12 protein-coding genes are annotated in these 18,140 nt (G+C 60.3%); 6 read left to right on the top strand and 6 right to left on the bottom strand.

All coding sequences use genetic code 11. The annotated features are described in order from the left end of the window. Positions 1 to 2: 2 nt before the first annotated feature. Both recB and recC read right to left on the bottom strand, forming a co-directional pair. Positions 3 to 3,530: an exodeoxyribonuclease V subunit beta gene (recB, locus tag MPRO_RS05915; RefSeq protein ID WP_067288737.1), complete on the bottom strand. Its 3,528-nt coding sequence runs from the start codon at positions 3,528 to 3,530 to the stop codon at positions 3 to 5. 2 nt (positions 3,531 to 3,532) lie between these two features. Beyond that, positions 3,533 to 6,850 carry an exodeoxyribonuclease V subunit gamma gene (gene recC / locus MPRO_RS05910; RefSeq protein WP_067288735.1) on the bottom strand — a complete coding sequence of 1,106 codons (3,318 nt, stop codon included), beginning with the start codon at positions 6,848 to 6,850 and terminating at the stop codon, positions 3,533 to 3,535. Between the two features lie 156 nt (positions 6,851 to 7,006). Between recC and MPRO_RS05905 the strand changes: the two genes are divergently transcribed. Continuing rightward, a complete protein-coding gene (locus tag MPRO_RS05905; RefSeq protein WP_067288732.1) occupies positions 7,007 to 7,189 on the top strand; it encodes a hypothetical protein in 183 nt (60 codons plus the stop codon). Positions 7,190 to 7,222: 33 nt separating this feature from the next. Here MPRO_RS05905 and MPRO_RS05900 read toward each other — a convergent pair whose 3' ends face one another. Continuing rightward, entirely contained in the window at positions 7,223 to 7,450 is a 228-nt protein-coding gene (locus tag MPRO_RS05900) for a hypothetical protein (RefSeq protein ID WP_067288727.1), read from the bottom strand. A 286-nt stretch (positions 7,451 to 7,736) separates the two neighbouring features. Between MPRO_RS05900 and MPRO_RS05895 the strand changes: the two genes are divergently transcribed. From MPRO_RS05895 to MPRO_RS05885, 3 genes are all read left to right on the top strand, one after another. Further along, a complete protein-coding gene (locus tag MPRO_RS05895) occupies positions 7,737 to 9,023 on the top strand; it encodes an NAD(P)/FAD-dependent oxidoreductase (protein ID WP_067288724.1) in 1,287 nt (428 codons plus the stop codon). Between the two features lie 261 nt (positions 9,024 to 9,284). Continuing rightward, on the top strand, positions 9,285 to 11,570 hold the full coding sequence (ptsP, locus tag MPRO_RS05890) for a phosphoenolpyruvate--protein phosphotransferase (protein ID WP_067288721.1): 2,286 nt from the start codon (positions 9,285 to 9,287) through the stop codon (positions 11,568 to 11,570). A 117-nt stretch (positions 11,571 to 11,687) separates the two neighbouring features. Beyond that, entirely contained in the window at positions 11,688 to 13,676 is a 1,989-nt protein-coding gene (locus MPRO_RS05885) for a flavohemoglobin expression-modulating QEGLA motif protein (RefSeq protein WP_067288718.1), read from the top strand. Between the two features lie 407 nt (positions 13,677 to 14,083). Here MPRO_RS05885 and MPRO_RS25735 read toward each other — a convergent pair whose 3' ends face one another. The 3 genes from MPRO_RS25735 to MPRO_RS05875 all read right to left on the bottom strand — a co-directional run bounded on the left by MPRO_RS25735 (position 14,084) and on the right by MPRO_RS05875 (position 16,473). After that, positions 14,084 to 14,254: a hypothetical protein gene (locus tag MPRO_RS25735; RefSeq protein WP_158651765.1), complete on the bottom strand. Its 171-nt coding sequence runs from the start codon at positions 14,252 to 14,254 to the stop codon at positions 14,084 to 14,086. Between the two features lie 21 nt (positions 14,255 to 14,275). Next, positions 14,276 to 14,974 carry a class II glutamine amidotransferase gene (locus MPRO_RS05880; protein ID WP_158651764.1) on the bottom strand — a complete coding sequence of 233 codons (699 nt, stop codon included), beginning with the start codon at positions 14,972 to 14,974 and terminating at the stop codon, positions 14,276 to 14,278. A gap of 134 nt (positions 14,975 to 15,108) precedes the next feature. Continuing rightward, on the bottom strand, positions 15,109 to 16,473 hold the full coding sequence (locus MPRO_RS05875) for an aldehyde dehydrogenase family protein (RefSeq protein WP_067288713.1): 1,365 nt from the start codon (positions 16,471 to 16,473) through the stop codon (positions 15,109 to 15,111). Between the two features lie 177 nt (positions 16,474 to 16,650). On the opposite strand from MPRO_RS05875, the gene MPRO_RS05870 reads away from it, so the two are divergent. Further along, a complete protein-coding gene (locus tag MPRO_RS05870) occupies positions 16,651 to 17,253 on the top strand; it encodes an undecaprenyl-diphosphatase (protein ID WP_067288710.1) in 603 nt (200 codons plus the stop codon). Beyond that, on the top strand, positions 17,250 to 18,107 hold the full coding sequence (locus MPRO_RS05865) for a phosphatase PAP2 family protein (RefSeq protein ID WP_082708475.1): 858 nt from the start codon (positions 17,250 to 17,252) through the stop codon (positions 18,105 to 18,107). The genes MPRO_RS05870 and MPRO_RS05865 overlap by 4 nt, the downstream gene beginning before the upstream one ends. The last annotated feature ends 33 nt before the right edge of the window (positions 18,108 to 18,140 follow it).

Here is an 18,140-nt window from a genome sequence, read left to right as displayed (position 1 = left end):
ACTCAGGACTCCGCCACAGTTAGACTCTGGCCGGCAAAAAGCCGGTCCAGGGATTCGATCAGCGCCTTATCAGGCCGGCGTTCAAATACGCCACAGCGATCCTGCGCATCGGCACGCATACCGCGTACAAACAGGTAAAAGACGCCGCCCATATGGGTGTCGTAATCGTAATCCGGCAGACGCTGGCGCAACAGCCGGTGCAGCGCCAGGGTATAGAGCTGATACTGCAGGTCATAGCGGTGCTCGAGCATCGCGGCCTCCAGTGCTTCCTGTGCATAGGCATGAGTGTCATGCCCCAGATGATTGGACTTGTAATCGGCGATGTAATAGCGCTCATCGACGCGGAACACCAGGTCGACAAAGCCCTTGAGCATGCCCTGCACGCGGTCAAACTGCAGCAGACCGGCCTTTGCCGAGAGCGTATCGCCCTCGGCCAGCAAAAGGTTCAGGGCGCGGCAGTCGAGCCCCGCCACCGGCAACAGGAACTCCAGCTCCACCAGCCGATCAGCCGCTGCCACCTGGCGCAGGCAAAGACCACCCGCATCCAGGGGCGCATCCAGCACATCGGCCACCAACTGCTCCAGCACCGGCTGCCACAAAGGATCATAGCCCTCCAGCTGCAGACGCTGCTCGACCACCTGCGCCAATACAGTACCGCTGGCACCGGGGAAATCCAGCTGCTCAAACAGGCCGTGCAGGAAGGTACCGGCGCGGGCACCCTTGGGGAAACTGAAGATATCCGCCTGTTCAATCAGGGGGGCTGGGCTATCAGCCTCGGCGACGACCTCCAGATCCAGCCCCGGCAACTCGGTAAGGGTCTGACTGCGGCCATGGGAACTCAGCCCCGAATAGCTGGCGATACGCCAGTTGCGCAAAATGGCGGCACGAAAAGCCCGCGCCTGCAGTGTCACCTCACCTTGCGACGGGGTCTGCAGGCTACGCTCGTGCAGCGGTGGTTCGCATAACGCAATACCTTCTGCGCTGGCGAAGTCCTCCAGACAGGCGCTCAGCTCGGCGGGCTTGGCACCCCGCAATAACAGGTACCCCAGCGCGCTTGCTGGCAACACACTGTTCTTGCCACGGCCTAGCCTGATATCACCGATGCCCAGGTAGCAGGCGTGCACCGAGCGGGTCAGGGCCACATAGAGCAGGCGCAGATCCTCGGCCAGACGCTCGCCGTCGGCCTGCTCCATGGACTCCCTGGCACCGCTGAGATCCAGCACAGTGCCCTGATCCTCATCGTGATACAGGGCGGTGGATGCGACCCGAAAACTATTGGGAAAGGGCAGCATCACCACCGGATACTCCAGCCCCTTGGACTTGTGAATGGTCACCAGGGTCACGCGGTTGCGGTCGCTTTCAAGCCGCAGCTGCTGCGCGGTACTGGCGCTATTGGGATTTTGCAGGTGCTCGCCATACCAGCGCATCAGCCCCGGCATCCCTTCCAGCTGCTGACTGGCCTCCTGCAGCAACTCCGCCAGGTGCAGCAGGTCCGTCAGGCGGCGCTCACCGTCCGGCAGCGCCAGCAAGGCCGGCGCGAGCTCGCGCTGCTCCAGCAGATGATGCACCATCGCCAGCACGCCCAGATTCAGCCAGTGCAGGTGCAAGTCCATAAACTGCGACACCAGCGCTTCCCAGCAGCGTTCGTCCTCATTCAGGGCGTTCAGCGCCGCCGCATCCTGCAGCAAAAGCGCACTGGCCAGGGCCGTGCGCAGATAACGTTCCTGCTGCGGCTCCTGCACGGCCTGCAAAATACGATAAAGATCAACGGCCTCCTGGGTGCTGAAAACACTGTCGCGGCCCGACTGATACACCGAGGCCACATTGCGCCGCTGCAGTTCGCGCTGCACCGCCGCCGCCTCGTAGCGATCACGCACCAGCACCGCCAGATCCGCCGCCTCCAGCGCCCGATCACCAATAGTCGCACCGCCCTCCAGCAGCGTCACCACCTGACTGGCGCAGCTGGCAGCAAAATATGCCAGGTAATCGGCCTTGGCGATTGGCTCGCCGGGCAGGTGCCAGAGCGTCATCGAAGGTACCAGCTTGCCCTGCAGCTTCAGGGGTTTCTTGTCGGCATGGGCAGCAGCACGCACCGACACAAAGGGAATGTCCTCGTCATAGATAAAGGGCGCGTCATGGCGGGCAAAGAGCCGGTTGACCGCATCCACCATCTTCTGGCCCGAGCGCCAGTTAGTCTCAAGTGTGTAGTGATCCGCCACCGCCCGGCGCGCCTGAATATAGGTAAAGATATCAGCGCCGCGAAAGGCATAGATCGCCTGCTTGGGGTCGCCGATCATAAAGAGGCCACAGTCTGAGGCTCCCGCATACAGGGTACTGAAAATGCGGTACTGCTGCGGATCTGTGTCCTGGAACTCATCGATCAGAGCGACGGGGTATTGTTCTCGAATGGCTGTCGCCAGGCGCTCACCTGCGACCGAGGCCAGTGCCCGGTCGAGGCCGCTGAGCAGATCGTCAAACCCCTGCACCCGACGCTGCTGCTTGTTGCGCGCCAGACGCAGGCGCACCTCGTGTAGCGCTTCGGTAAGAATCAGCTCGCGCAGTGGTGCCCAGCTGCTGCAGAGTTCGTCCAGCCGTTCAAACAGCGAATGTTCGGGGGTGACACCGTTCTTTTTGGTTTTTTCCTGCAGGCGACTCTGACAAAAACGCTCCAGCACTTCGGTCAGTTTGCTGTCCGGCAGCACCTGGGCCGATTCGCAGTAGTCATCGATTGCCTGCAGCCAGACGGGCATCGAGGCTTTGCGGTAACTGTTACCGTTCAAATCAGCCGCCTGCAGCAAGGCCAGCAGATCATCCGTATTGCGGCTCCAGGCCTGTTTGAAGTCGGTTACGCGCATATCCTGTGCGTGCCACTGCTCAAGCAAATCAACCCCCGCCAGGTCCGGCTCCAGCCGCAGGCCATCGGTGGCCAGATGGGGCCGAATGTCCTTGAGCAGCCGGCTGGGCTCGGCCCAGAGCGCCAGCACCTCGTCGGCCAGGGCATCGGGCAGGGTATAAACCCGTTGGCGCCAGTAGTCGAGCATGGCCTCATGCAACAAGGGCGCGTCATCCTGCTCCAGCTCGGTATCGAACAGGCTGCCGCTCTCAAACGCATGCTGCTTGAGCATGCGCTGACAAAAGCCGTGGATGGTGAATATGGCCGCCTGATCCATGTTGCGCGCCGCATCGCCCAGCAGCCTTGCGGCACCGGCATGGTCAGGCGTATCCGCCATCAGCCCCTGAATAAAGCCATCATCGCTGGCGCCGCGCATAAAGGCACGGCGCGCTTCCTGGATGCGCGCCCGCACACGGTCGCGCAACTCTTCAGTGGCCGCCTCGGTAAAAGTCACCACGAGGATTTCATCGACATCCAGCGGCCTTGCGTGGGCGCTGCCTTGCGCACCGTGGCCCAGCAACAGACGCAGATAGAGCGCGGCTATGGTGTATGTCTTGCCGGTGCCGGCGCTGGCCTCGATCAGGCGCATGGCGTGCAGCGGAAAACTCAGGGAATCCAGTATCTGATGGGCGGCCATGCTCAGGATTCCTCCTCAATATAAGCAACAACATCACCGAACAACTGCTCACTCAGGGACGGCAGCTGCACACTGATGGACTCAAAATCGGGCCAGGCCCGGGCAATGTAGGGGTCGTCCCCCTCCCCCGGCACCAGATAGCCGGAATTGAAAGCATCCCGCGCCCGGTGCAGCGCCAGATCCTTGTCTTCCTCGGCAAGCCAGGCCCAGGCGGTTTTTGGCGCCAGCGCCAGGGGTTCACACAGGCCGCGACGATAACCCGCCAGCAGACGGTTCAACCCCTCGATCGCCGCCTCCCGATCGATAGGCTTGAAGCGCAGCGTCATAACGCCGGCCTTGCGGTCCACACCCAAATACTGACAGCCCCTCAAGCCGGCGCCGGCCGAAGCCACCAGATGCAGAATCCAGCCGTGCAAATAATCGTTTCCTTTCAGGCTCGCCGGGCGATAGCGGATCAGGCAATCATCATGCACACCATCGAGCCAGCCACTGAGCAGGCAGTCGTCCAGCTCAAGGCTGACCTCGTGCCGGACAGCAGGGCTTGCCAGCAGGGGCTGCAGCGCCTGCGCCAGGGGAGCGACATCGGTACGATGCCGATCGAGCAGCCGGGTACCCGCCTTGCCCACCGGCAAACCGCCCTGGGCCATCAGTCGACGCGCCAGCAGATCAAGCGGCTCGTCACGCAGCTGTGCCTGCAGTATTTGCTGCTTGAGGCCGTAACCTTCAAGCCCATCGAGGGCGAAGGGTTCTTCATCCAGGGTATCGACGCCCTGCTCGTGGAAACTTACACGCAGCCTGCGCTGGAAAAAATAGCGACTGGGATTGCGATAGAACGCCAGCAACTCATCGAGCTCCAGCTCAACCACAGGTTCTGCCGCCAGGGGAGTAACGCAGAAAGGATCCACCACGCCACTTTGGCTGCAGGCGGCGGGCAACCATTGAGCGGCATAGCTGAATAGCTGTGGCGATTCATTATTGAAATAGCGCTCGCTATAGGCGGTCAGCGGATGCTCAGTGACCAATGCCTGGCGCAACGCGCGCGCGCTGTCTTCGGGACTCTGATCCCGATGTTGTGGCAGCACGAAGCCCTGGGCACTGTATTCGAGCAGTTCGCTCACCAGCACCGAGGGTACGCGTTCGCGATTGTCCTGAATGGAGCGGCCGATGTAGCTGATATACAGCAGATCCCGGGCCGACAGCATGGCTTCCAGAAACAGGTAGCGGTCATCGTCGCGGCGCGAGCGATCGCCGCGGCGCGGATGGCGGGCGATAAGGTCAAAGCCCATGGGGGCCAGGGTGCGCGGATACACGCCTTCATTCATGCCCAGCAAACAAACAACCCGAAACGGGATGGAGCGCATGGGCATCAGGGTACAGAAGTTGACCGGCCCCACCAGGAAACGCTGGCTGCTGCGCTGTTCACCCAGACTCTGGGCCAGATAGTCCACCAGTATTTCGGCGCCCAGCGGCTCCTCGGAGGCCGCATCGGCCAGTTCCTGATGCAGGCCTTCCAGTAACCGGCGTACCTGGGACAGTGCCAGTTCGTCCTCTTCATCGGGGACATAGCAGGCCTGCAACAGGCGGTTGATTTCACTCACCCAGTCGGCCACCGGACGGGCACCGCGAAACAGTGCGCAGGTTTCTTCCAGCAGATCGATAAAGTCCGCCAGCGGGCCCAGCAATGCTGCGCCCAGCCCCTCAATCTCGCCATAGGGAGCCTGCCCCTGCCAGAGGCCTGTGTCGTCCATCAGGGCATAGCCCGCCAGCATTCGGCGCAGGCCAAAACGCCAGCTGTTCTGCTCAAACGCAGGCAGTGCCAGGGACTCACGCTGGCTGGCATCCAGCCCCCAACGCACACCAGCCTGCTCAATCCAGGCCCGCAGTTGATCAAAGCCCTCATTGTCCAGGCCAAAACGGCGCAGTGTGGCCGGAACTTCCAGCAGATCCAGCACCTCGGACACCCGCAGCCGGCTCTGCGGCAGCTGCAGCAGCGCCAGAAAGCTCTGCAACAGCGGGCTTTCCTGCTGCAGGGATCGATCCGAGATCGCAAAGGGAATACGCCGCTCGTAGCCTGCGCTGCCAAACACCGCTTCTATATGGGGCGCGTAGGCGGCTACATCCGGCATCATGACGATAATGTCCCGCGGCGCCAGAGTCGGATCGGCTTCGAACAGCGCCAGAAGCTGATCCTGCAGCACTTCAAGCTCGCGCAGCGGGCTATGACAACTGTGCAGTTGCAGGGAGCGTTCCTGCGGCGACAGCACTGTCTTGTAGCGGGAGTCCTGCGTATCCGGCGGCTCGAGGCTGCGATCTTCCAGTTCCAGAATATCCCGCTGCACATGCCCCAATAGCGTTTCGGGTGCCTGCAACTCCTCGCCCGGTAGCTCGAAGAAGTCGAAGCCTGTCAGCTCCATATCCTGCAGCTGATGCAGGTAGTCGCGCCCCAGCTTGCCCATGGAGGCCAGCAGCGGATTGCCGCTTTCAAGGTATCCGGTGTGATCGGTACTTCCCTGCCCCGCGCTGCCTGATTTGAAGAGCCGGCGACTGAGCTTGGCCAGATAAGCCGGGTCAATAATGTCGCCCCAGTAATGCCGACAGGGGTTGAGGATCATCAGGTGCACATCAATGCGCTGGCCCAGCGCCTGCAACGCCTGCAGGAAAGTCTGGGGTAATGCGGAAATGCCGAACACGAAAAGTCGGGACGACAGCCCCTCGGGCGTGCGCGCGCCAAGGGCCTTTACAAAAGTCTGCTGCATATTGGCGCGGTGCCAGTGCGGCTGGCCCAGAGCTTGGGTTTTTGCCACCAGTGCCCGCCACAGCAGCGGCTGCCAGGCCTGATCCCCGAGCGGCGCTGGCACCGCTTCAGAGCGATCCCAGGCCTCAATCCAGTCGGGCCTGTACACCAGATACTGATCGAAGATATCGGCGATCTTGCCACAAAGCTGATAACGCTTGAAACCGGCCTCATCCTCGTCCAGGTACTGACGCAACGGCAGGAACTCATCCAGCGGTAACAGCGGCGGCAATAGCTCCATCAGCTTCCAGGTCATGGCCTCCTTGCGATAGGCCGAGCGCTCCGGCACTTCTGGCAGGAGCGCAGCAAAGCTCTCCCACAGGAAGGTGGCGGGCAACGGAAACTGCACTGCGGCGGCTATACCAAGGCCCGCGGCCATTTCCAGCTTGAGCCACTGGGCCATGCCAGGGCTCTGCACCAGGATGGTTTCATCCTGAAAGGGATCGGGCAACGGGTCGCGTTCGATCAGCAGCACCAGCAGATCTTTCAGATTAGCCAACGAATGGGAGTGGTAGATCTGCAGCATGTCCTGTCCCTGGGAAACTGTGCGTACGTGAGGCCGCAGCACCTTTAAGTATGCACGATGATGATGACGGCCTGGCTGTCACAAGATTGTCGCAACCTGCAGGTCTAATAATGACCATTCAAGCGATCGTAACGAACCCATTACTGGAGCCCAACCATGAACCTTCAGCCCCAGCGTCCCGCCAGGCAACTGCAACCTCAGCCCACGCCTTCGCAGCAGAGCCGCAGCCAGTCGCGCCAGCACCTGCTCAGCCATGCCCGGGCTATCCGCCAGCAAGCGCGCGGTACTACCGATCTGTGGCTGGCAGCACAGTATGAGGCCGCAGCCCAGTTGCTCTAAGTGCCGCCCGGCTTTCTTCACGAGCCATTTCTGCTAGCCAGGCGGCGGTTCCCTGGAGGCTTTGACCGGCAGATTCGGCACTATAGCTGGCTCAAATTGACCAAAACCTTCTTCCAGAGTCCAGAGTGTTAATCCCTGCTCGACCCGCACGACACCATCAAAGCGCTGGCGCAGATAAACCACCGCATCATCGAAGGCGTCTATGTCACACAGAATGACGCCGCCACGGCCATTCTCGGTACTGAACAAATAACTTTTCATTGCACTCTCCTCGGGTGCCGAATCATCGCACAAAGCCGCACCCAGTTTAAGCCATAGCGTGTCAGCAAGGCCCTTCGCCCTGCTGCATTTTGGCAGCCTCGCTCATGATGTAAAAAAATCACGAAAATAATTTACATCCAGACTTAAGACTTTGCCCGCTTGCTGCTATTCTGATCACCACTAAGCCACACTCGGTTGCACTGCGAGCCCCCTGACAAAGAGCGTGAAGGCTGCCCCGCGACCGGCACAGGCCAGAATTTATAAAACTGTACGTCTGAGGTATGTCATGAAAAAGCAAGTCGTCATCATTGGCGGCGGGGCGGGCGGGCTCGAACTCGCCACCCGTCTGGGTCGCCGCTATGGCCGCAAGGGGATGTCGGTCACTCTGGTTGATTGCAACCAGACCCACCTGTGGAAACCACTACTGCATGAAGTGGCCACGGGCTCGCTGGATGCCGGTATCGATGAATTGAGCTACCGCGCTCAAGCTACCAACAATCATTTTCGTTTTCGTATCGGCCGCCTGGATGGCCTCGATCGCAGCAATCGCAGGGTGCACCTGGCCGCAGTGACCGACGAAGATGGGCTGGAAATTCTGCCCCAGCGTTCGCTCAACTACGACCTGCTGGTGCTGGCCATCGGCAGCGTCACCAACGATTTCGGCACCCCCGGCGCCGCCGAGCACTGCGTTTTCCTCGACAGCCGCGAACAGGCCGAACTCTTCAGGCACAACCTGCTCAACGCCTATCTGCGTACCAGCGCCGACCCCCACCCGCTGAAGATTGCCATCGTCGGTGCCGGTGCGACCGGTGTCGAACTTTCCGCCGAGCTGTTCAACACCGCCAAGGAGCTGACCAGTTACGGCTTTGAACAGGGTGACGCTCAACAGCTGGAAGTCAGCCTGGTAGAAGCCGGGCCCCGCATTCTGCCGGCATTGCCAGAGCGTATCTCCGGTGCCGCACACCAGGAGCTCGAAAAGCTCGGCGTGCGCGTTCGAGCATCGACACCGGTACGCGAAGTAACGGCAGAAGGCCTGCTGACCGCCACTGACGAATTGATCGAGGCTCACCTCATGGTGTGGGCGGCCGGCATCAAGGCGCCGCCTGTCACCCGGGACCTGGACGGACTTGAGGTCAATGGGCGCAACCAGCTACTGGTCAACGCCAACCTGCAAACCACCCAGGATCCAAGCATCTTTGCACTGGGCGACTGCGCTGCCTGTCCTATGGCTGATGGCAAGGGCCAGGTGCCGCCACGGGCCCAGTCGGCTCACCAGATGGCCTCCCACCTGTACAGCCATATCCGCAAAATCCTGGATAGCCAGCCCATACCGCCCTACGTTTACCGCGACCATGGCTCGCTGGTCTCACTGAGCCGCTTCAGCACCGTCGGCAGCTTGATGGGCAACCTGGGCGGCAAGAGTCTTATGATTGAAGGACGCCTTGCCAGACTGGTGTACATCTCGCTGTATCGCATGCACCAGGTTGCGCTCTACGGCGTGACCAAAACCATCCTGGTAACCCTGGTTGATCGCATTAACCGAGTGCTGCGCCCACGCGTCAAACTGCATTAATCGATCTGTAGCAAGCACACTGCGGCTGACAAACCACAGCTGACAAAACAGGGCCACCCGGCCCTGTTTTTAGTTGTTCATGCCGCCGCCGCCCAAGGCTGGCCGGCAGGCAGATTCCGTTAGCGACAGATTCGCCACAGAGGCCGCCGTACGGGCCTTAGGCTGCATGCCTGCAATTGCGCCAGTGCGGCGCTTGTGCGAGTATCAAAGGCAAACTCACCCGTTTGCTCCCACACGGACAAGGATTTCGGAGTTCAACCTATGCTCCACTCCCTCTCGACGCTGACGTCGCTGGTACAGGACATATCCCGCGCCGAAAATGCAGTCGCGGCCATGCGTCAGATCGTCGTCAAGCTCACTGAGCTATTTTCAGTACCCGTTTGCAGCCTTTATTTAAAGTCATCATCCGAACAGCGCCTGGTTTTGGCCGCCACCGCAGGTCTGGCCGATGTGGCCGTCGGCAAGGTCAGCCTGGCACTGAATGAAGGCCTGGTTGGCAAGATTGGTCGCACGCTGCACCCGCTGAACCTGGCCGATGCACCGACCCACGACAAGTTCGTTTACATTCCCGAAACCCACGAAGCGCCCTACCACCAGTTCATGGGCGTGCCGCTGATTCACCTGCGCGAACTGATCGGGGTACTGGTTATTCAGGGCACGGAGCAGCAGCGCTTCAGCCAGGATGCCGAGGCCTTTATGGTCACCATCGCCAGCCAGCTGGCCGGCACATTGCAGTCGATACAGCGCTCCGGTGCCTGGTTGCCGCAACAGCCCGTTATCCACGACATCGACCGCTACAGCGGCGTCAAAAGTGCGCCCGGCATCGGCTGCGGACGCCTGGAAGTGCTGCACCTGAACCTCAGCCTGCAGGACATTACCCAGCAGCGCAGTACCAATATAGACGCCGAACTGGCCCGTTTTGAGGCCGCCGTCGTACGGCTGAAAGACGAACTGACCCTGGGGGCATCACGTCTGGGCGACAGTCTGCCCTCCGATATCGCCAACCTTTTTTCTGTCTATCTGATGATGCTGCAGAGCCCAGAGCTGCACGAACGTACGGTGCAGCACATCCAGCAAGGCTTCAAGGCCAGCTGGGCGCTGCGCGAAACCATCGAGGAACTGGCCGGCGCCTTCGATCTGGCACAGGACCCCTACCTGCGCGCCCGCGGCGAAGACATTCGCAATATCGGCAACCGCCTGCTGCGCCACATGCTCAGCAAGACACCGCTGGATACCGCCAGTGAACAGCGCGAACTGGTACTGGCCAGCGACCTGATCAGCATTGCCGACCTGTCCATTTACCGCCCCGAACAGATAAAGGGCATCATCTGCACCGCGGGATCTGCACTGTCCCACACCGGCATTGTTGCCAATGCCCTGGGCATTCCGGCGGTCATGGGGGTTACCAGCCTCGATCTTAAAAAGTTTGACGGCGAAGAAGTCATTGTCGATGGCTATCGCGGCGAATGTATCCTGCATCCGCAGCCCGCGCTGCTGAAGGAATACCGCCGCCTGCAACACGCCGATGCTCAGTTTATCGACCAGCTGGCCTGCCTGCGCGACCTGCCGGCCGAAACCCGCGACGGCGTTCGCGTACAGTTATTGACCAATACAGGCCTGCTGGCCGACGTAACCCCTGGCCGCAAGCACGGCGCCGAGGGCGTGGGGCTCTATCGCTCCGAAATTCCCTTTATGCTGCACGACAGCTTCCCGACCGAAGACGAACAGTATGAGATTTACCGCCAGGTACTGAGCGCCTACTCGCCGTTGCCGGTTTCCATGCGCACCCTGGATATAGGCGGCGACAAGCAGCTGCCCTACTTCGAGATTCGCGAAGACAATCCCTTCCTCGGCTGGCGCGGCATTCGCTTCACCCTGGACAATACCTCACTGCTGGTAACCCAGTTGCGCGCCATGCTGCGGGCCAATGTCGACAACGACAACCTGCGCCTGCTGATCCCCATGGTGAGCCGCATTGACGAGCTGGAAAGTTTCGTGCGCATCGTCGATGACACCCTCGAAGAGCTGCAATCCGAAGGCCTCGCCGTGGTGCGCCCGCCCATCGGCATGATGGTGGAAGTGCCCTCTGCAGTGCTGCTGTTGCCACGCATGCTGAAGTACGTGGATTATGTCTCCATCGGCTCCAATGACCTGACCCAGTACCTGCTGGCGGTGGATCGAAATAACCCCAAAGTATCGGCACTGTTCGACAACCTCAATCCAGTCATGCTGGTAGCGCTGGAGCAGATCGTGGCCCACACCCAGGCCGCCAATATCCCGCTGTCACTGTGCGGCGAAATGGCCTCGGACCCCGCCGCGGTATTACTGTTGTTGGGCATGGGGCTGCGCACACTGAGTCTTAACGCCCACAGTATTCCCAAAATAAAATGGCTGATCCGCTCGGTTAACTTTACTGATGCCCAGGCACTGTTTCACAAGGCACAGGACCTTGCCAGCGAGGTGGAAATTCGCGCTCTGATGAGCGAGGAACTCAAGCGACTGGGGCTCAAGAACCTCAGCGGCCCGGAGCCCGCACTCATCGTCTGACGCCCCCGACACCCAGCTATAACAATAAGTATCGGGCCCGGCAGCATTTTTGCTGTACATGGGCCCGAATACTGCACAGAATCTCAGCGACTCAATACCCGTTCAGGTTAGGGATCGATGCAGACACTCACCGAAAATCAGATTCTCGAGCGCATTCAAAACCGCACGCCGTTCAACGCCCGCCTGCGTGACGGTTCGCTGCACATTCGCGTGGACGAATACCTGCCCGTCGTATGCACCGCCTTGCACGGCGGCAGCCGCCTTCACAGCGACAGCCTTCAGCGCCTGGCGGTGGATGACAAGGCACGCCTGCAACTGGAGGATCGCGGCAGCGACTGGCTGATCGAACTGATGCCCATCGCCCTCTGTGTGCAGGATTCGCGTATTGATTATGATCTGAGCCTGCCGGCTAACCGCTGCGTGCGCACTGAGATCAACGATACCCCGCTCTGGAACAAGCCGGTGACCAAAACCATGCGTCACCGTGGCCAGGAGCGCCACCAGCGCATTTACCGCATCCTCGACGCCCTGCTCTGGGTTATTGAGGAAGACCACAGCCACGCGGTGCTATTCGATGTACACAGCTGCCCGTTCGAAGAAATGAAGGACGGCCACAGCAAGATTCACATCGCCACCGAAGATGTCGACAGCGAGCAGTGGAGCCCGCTGATCAAGCGTCTGCAGAGCCGCCTGGGTGAAATCGAACTGCCTAACCTGGACAACCGCGTCAGCCTGGGTGAGCGCAACCACGGTGGCGGCTACACTTCAAGCCACATTGCGGAACATCACAGCAACACCCTCACCATCCCGTTTGAGATCCAGAAGGTATTTCTGGATCTGGACAGCGGTGCACCCTTTCCGCTGGTAGTAGATGCGTTGCGCCACGGCCTGCACGACGCCCTGCTGGAAACCACGGCGGATGCCAGCCGCACGCTGCCGGGCCCATCCCTGCACCGTAACGACCTGATGCCCACGGAGCTTCCGCCCGAAGTGCTACTGGTTGACCGCGAACTGAAGAAACTCGCCCGCGGGCTGGAAACGCTGCTCTACATCAACCCCATCAACATGCCGGTTGAGCAGCGCCGTTTCTTCAAACATCAGGGGCGCAAGGCGCCGAACTTCCGCTACCGCCAGCTGAAGATCGACCCCTATGCCCACCGTGAAAAGCTCTACCGCCTGCCGGTAGACTCCATTCGCGAGCCTGCGCTGCGCCAGCTGTATCGCCAGGTTATTGATGCCCTGGCCGAACGTATCGACATGCTGGTGAGCATCGGCACCGACAGTTTTCTATACAACTCGCTGCGCTATTACGGCGAGCCCACGGCAGGCGAACTGGCTAACGCGCGCTTTTTGCTGCACGCCGCCGATCGTGCCGAAGAGCTCAATGGCCAGCAACTGAGTTCCAAAGAGATGATTCCGCAGTTCCAGCAACTGGCCAAGGAGTGGGGGCTCAAGTGCAAAGTGGAACTGTCGGACCGCCTGATCGCTGCCGCCATGGTGAACAACGGCCGCAAGGCGCTGCTGGTGCGCCGTTCGGCCAAAGTCAGCCCAGTGGAACTGCAGGCGCTGGCGCACCACGAGCTGGGGGTGCACATGACCACCTCGCTCAACGCCAAACAGCAGCCGCTGGAGGTCTTTTCCCTGGGGCTACCCAACAACACCCATACCCAGGAAGGCCTGGCGATTTTCAGCGAATATCGCTCCGGCAACCTGACACTCAAGCGCCTGAAAAGCCTGGCGCTGCGGGTTATCGCAGTGGACCTGATGATTCGCTACGGCGACTTCTGCCGCACCTGGCGCACCATCGTCGAAGACTACGGCACTGAACCGGAAGAAGCCTTCCGCGTCTGCACTCGGGTACACCGTGGTGGCGGCTTTACCAAGGATCATCTGTACCTGAGCGGCTTTCGCGATGCTTACCAGCTGCACAAGACGCGGGACATCACCGGGCTTTTTATCGGCAAGACCAGCTTCGAATTCCTCGACCTGATCGACGACCTGCTGGCTCGCGGCCTGCTGACACCGCCGACCTATCTGCCGGTGTGCCTTAACAACCCCGGCACTTCAGCACCGGAAATCGATTATCTGGTGTCCTGTATTCGCTAAACGAGGTGCGAGAATAAAGGGGCTAGGGGCTAGGGGCTAGGGGCTAGGGGCTAGCAGCCTGTCGGACTTGGCCGATCGTAGCGAGGGAAAGTCCGTTTTGAGGCAGTTTTTGAACTCTTTTGAGGCAAATAGTGGTTCTATTTAACAAAAAAGAGGACGAAAAATGACCAAAATCGGCTTTGCCGCAATAGATCAGTGGTAAGTCCGACAGGCTGCTAGGGGCTAGATAGAGAAAAACAGCAAGAAGCTCAATGGGCACTAAGGTGCCGCGCAGGAAAAGCGCGGCACCTTATCAGAAAGGAGTGGCAAGCAGGAGCACCACAATGCGCTGACTTATAAGTACCTAAGCTGCGCCCCCTCTGTACAGGGGCGGATCGCCGTTTAGGCGTTTCACCTCAGGTCATTGACTAAATGTTGCGAGCAATAAGATAGAGCACAATCCCGACGACGATCACACAAAAGATAACCTGCGATTGCAGCGAGCTCATTTTGCGCTTGCGGGACGACGTCGCGGTGGAACCGTCAGCATGCGCCACTTTTCTTTTAATGTTTTTCTTGTGCTTCTTCACAGAGCTCATGGCCTGTCCTTTGGATAGTTTTCAGTCACTCAGCTGACTCCAGAGCTTGAACGGCGCACAGCGCTCCAGCACCTCAGCACCCTTGATCATCAGTACTTCGCCGGGCTCCAGCCCCTGCCAGTCGGCCGTATCCAGCGGCTGGCTCGCCACCCGAACGCCACCATCACTGTGAGCCAGAAAAAGACCCGGCCTCTCCGGATCATCGGCCTGCTGATGGCCGTGTACAAACAGCAGTTCACTGTCGGCATAGATGAAGTTGGCTAACCCGAGCGGGCGCAGGCGCGCAGCAAAGTCCGACACTACCGCCAGGCGTACCTCGGGCAACGGCGTGTCCTCCTGCCAGAGTACTCGCAGGCGAGACATCAGCACGCAAAACGCCCGCTCGGCCGAAGTGTCACCTATGGGGGTATAGACCCCTGTAGGGAAAGCCCGGCTATCTCCAAGCCCCTGCAGCTCGCCCTGCATGGCGAACAGATGCACAACCCCCATCAGCTCACGGGTGAAGGGTTGGCAATTCGCCAGTCCGCCGGCATGCGCCACAGCGCCAGGCTGATCCGCAGCCTTCCCTTGGCAGGCCAGCAGCAGGCCACAGGCTTGCGTGGAGCCATCTATAAAGCCGGGCACCAGTCCAGCGCCTGCAGGATCACGTATCAACTGGGCATCGGCACCCTCATAACAGCCCAGCCCCAGATTCGCCGCAGGCACCTCTGATCGCGCCATGAACGCAACGAGAGACTGATTTAAACGAATTTTAACGCCTGAATAAGCAAACAAAAGCGACACGACCACAACCTCCCGTTGAATGATTAAGCCTCTGCCCAGACATAACAATCGCCAGCATTGTCGATACGTATTTAGCCAGACAACGGCTTGCTGATCACCCGCAACTGACAGAACTGGTGAAAGCCCTCGGCCGAACCATGAAAGCCATAACCGCTCTGACGCGCCCCCACCCAGGGGCATTCCACGGTGCCAAAACAGCTTTTATTGACGCCGATCATACCGGCTTCCAGATGCCTTGCCACCTGCCAGGCGCGGTCTTCGTCTTCACCGAACACCACAGCCCCAAGGCCATACTCGGTGCTGTTGGCCAGAAGCAGTGCCTCATCAAGAGTGTCATAGCCCTGGATACAGAGTACGGGGCCAAAAGTTTCCTGCTGCATGATCCACATATCGGCGCGGCAATCCGTCAGCACTGTGGGGGTAATATAGCGCGGCGGATGATCCTTGCCGCCATGCAGCAGACGCGCTCCCGAGGCCAGCGCCTGGTCGATTTGATCCAGTACATGCTGGCGCTGACGGTCGTGAATCATGGGCCCCAGTCTGGACTTGGCATCATGCCAGGGGCCGGTTACATACTGCGCCGCCCGCTCCGTTACCCGCTGCTCGAAGCAGTCAAGCACCTGGCGGTCAACATAGACCCGCTCGGTCGCAACACAGACCTGACCTGCGTTTTCGAAGCTGTTGGCACAGGCAAACTCGGCCGCAGCATCAATATCGGCATCATCCAGCACCAGCAGCGGATCCTTGCCCCCCAGCTCCAGCATCAGACGTTTGAGCCCAACGGCGGCGCGGGTCATGATGTCCTTGCCCGCCTCGCGCGAACCGGTAAAGGCCACCATATTGATATCGGCCTCCACCAGCGCACGCCCCTGCTGATCAGGCCCCTGCACCACCTGCAATACACCCGGTGGCAGATGGCGGTTGAGTACATCGGCATAGGCCTGGGCGATGAGCGGCGTTTCCTCCGACGGCTTGAACAGCACCGTATTGCCGCACAGCAAGGCCGGCAGCAGCATCCATTGCGGCATGGACATGGGATAGTTCCAGGGGCTGATCACGGCACAGACACCCAGTGGATCATAGTAGAGGGTGGACTCAGTATCGGCATCACTGCTGCGCCTTGACTGCAGCGCCGCCACCGCCTGCTTGACCCGCGGTGCGATACTCTGGGCACAGAAACGCACCTCGCTGATCCCCTTGCGCAACGGCTTGCCCATTTCCTGGCTCAGCAGCTCACCCAGGCGTTCAGACTCCTGCAGCAAATCCTCGGCGGCCCGTAGCAGACACTCACCCCGGGCCTCGATATTCAGATGACTCCAGTCAGACAGCGCATCCCTCGCCGCGCACACCAGCGCAGGAATAGCATCCAGCGACGTGGCCTGGATTTCACCCACTGGTTCTCCCGTGGCGGGATTCAGCGAGATCAGATAAGTCATGGCAACACCTCCTTTAGCCTGACCTTAGGATAGTTGCTGCCAGTCCCAGTCGCGAGCCCAGTACCCCCGAAGGGCCATTACAGGGCTAATGTGCCACGGATTTCACACTGGACTCACAGGGGCGCTGCTAGTGTGCCTGCCATAAGTGCGGACTCAAGACAGGAAACCAAAGCAACGATGAACTCACTGGAAACCCTCAACCAGACTCTGTTCCTGTGGATCAATGCCGTCGACCCACAGCCCTGGCAACTGCTGCTCAGCCGTATCGCCGCGCGCGATCTGATCTGGCTGCTGCCAGCGGGCCTTGGCCTGGGTTGGCTCTACGGCGGCCAGCGCACACGACTGGCGCTGCTCGGTGCAGCCCTGGCGGCAGGTCTTGGCCTGGGGCTGAATCAGGTCATAGCCCTGTTCTGGTACCACCCCAGGCCATTTGAAATTCCGCTGGGCCAGACGCTGCTGCCCCACGCCATCGAAAGCTCCTTCCCCAGTGATCATTTCACTCTGTTTATGGCGATCGCCTGCAGCCTGATGCTGAGCCCACAGTTACGCGCTTGGGGCCTGTGGTTGCTACTACCAGCCTCTCTGGTCGCCTGGGCGCGGGTCTATCTGGGCGTTCACTTTCCGCTGGATATGCTGGGTGCCTTATTAATGGGTGCCTTCAGTGCCGCCGTTATGCATGCCTGGCCGCAGCCACTCGAGCAGCACCTGCTCCTGCCACTGCAAAGAGTCTATCGCCTGCTGGCTGCACCGCTGATTCGTCGCGGCTGGGTGCTGGCATGAGCCGCCATGAGCCACTGAGTCCACCACTACAGCGCCATTCATTGCAGCACGCGCTACTGAAAACCGGCGACACCATTGCTGCGGCCAGCGTCTTGCAGCGCAGTGCCGCGCCACTGCGCTGGCGCCAGCTCGGGCTCATCCCGCTAGTGCTGTTCCTACTTGGCGTGGCACTGCTGGAAATCTGGGAGCTGGATCTAAAGTTGGGAGACCTGCTGTACCGGCTGGAAGGTCAGCAGTGGGCGCTGCGCGAACACTGGATCACAGCCGGGATTATCCATAACGGTGGCCGACTGCTGAGTTTTGGGCTCTTGTTTATCACCCTGCTGGGCTGGGGCCTGAGCTGGATACGCCCAAGCCTGCGCCACTGGCGACCTGGCTTGAGCTATCTGATCAGCGCCGTGCTGTGCAGCGTGCTTCTCGTCAATATCGCCAAGCGCCTCACCGGGCTCGACTGCCCCTGGAGCCTGCAACGCTACGGCGCCGATCGCATCTACCACTCCCTTTTCAGCCTGGATCCTGCAACAGCCAGCGGTGGCAGTTGCTTCCCCGCAGGACACGCCAGCGCAGGCTATGCCTGGGTCGCACTCTACTTCCTTGCCCTGCACCATTTCAGTGACAGCTCGGCGCCATCCCGGTGCTATAGACACCTGGCGCTACTGCCGGGGCTGGGACTGGGGCTTATATTTGGCATTTCGCAGCAGCTGCGCGGTGCCCACTTTATCTCCCACGACCTCTGGACCCTGGCCATCTGCTGGTTCAGCGCGCTGATTCTGTACCGCTGGCGCTTGTGGCCCAAGCCCACTGGGCCACAATTCTGCTACAGTCGCATTTGCGCCGGGACTTCCGGCTCCTAATCATGCTGTGACAAAGCAGGAACCCTTGATGCT

Origin of the sequence: Marinobacterium profundum, assembly GCF_001528745.1 — a bacterium.
Taxonomy (GTDB): domain Bacteria; phylum Pseudomonadota; class Gammaproteobacteria; order Pseudomonadales; family Balneatricaceae; genus Marinobacterium_A; species Marinobacterium_A profundum.
Note: the sequence above shows the minus strand (reverse complement) of the source record. Positions and strands in the feature narration are given on the sequence as shown.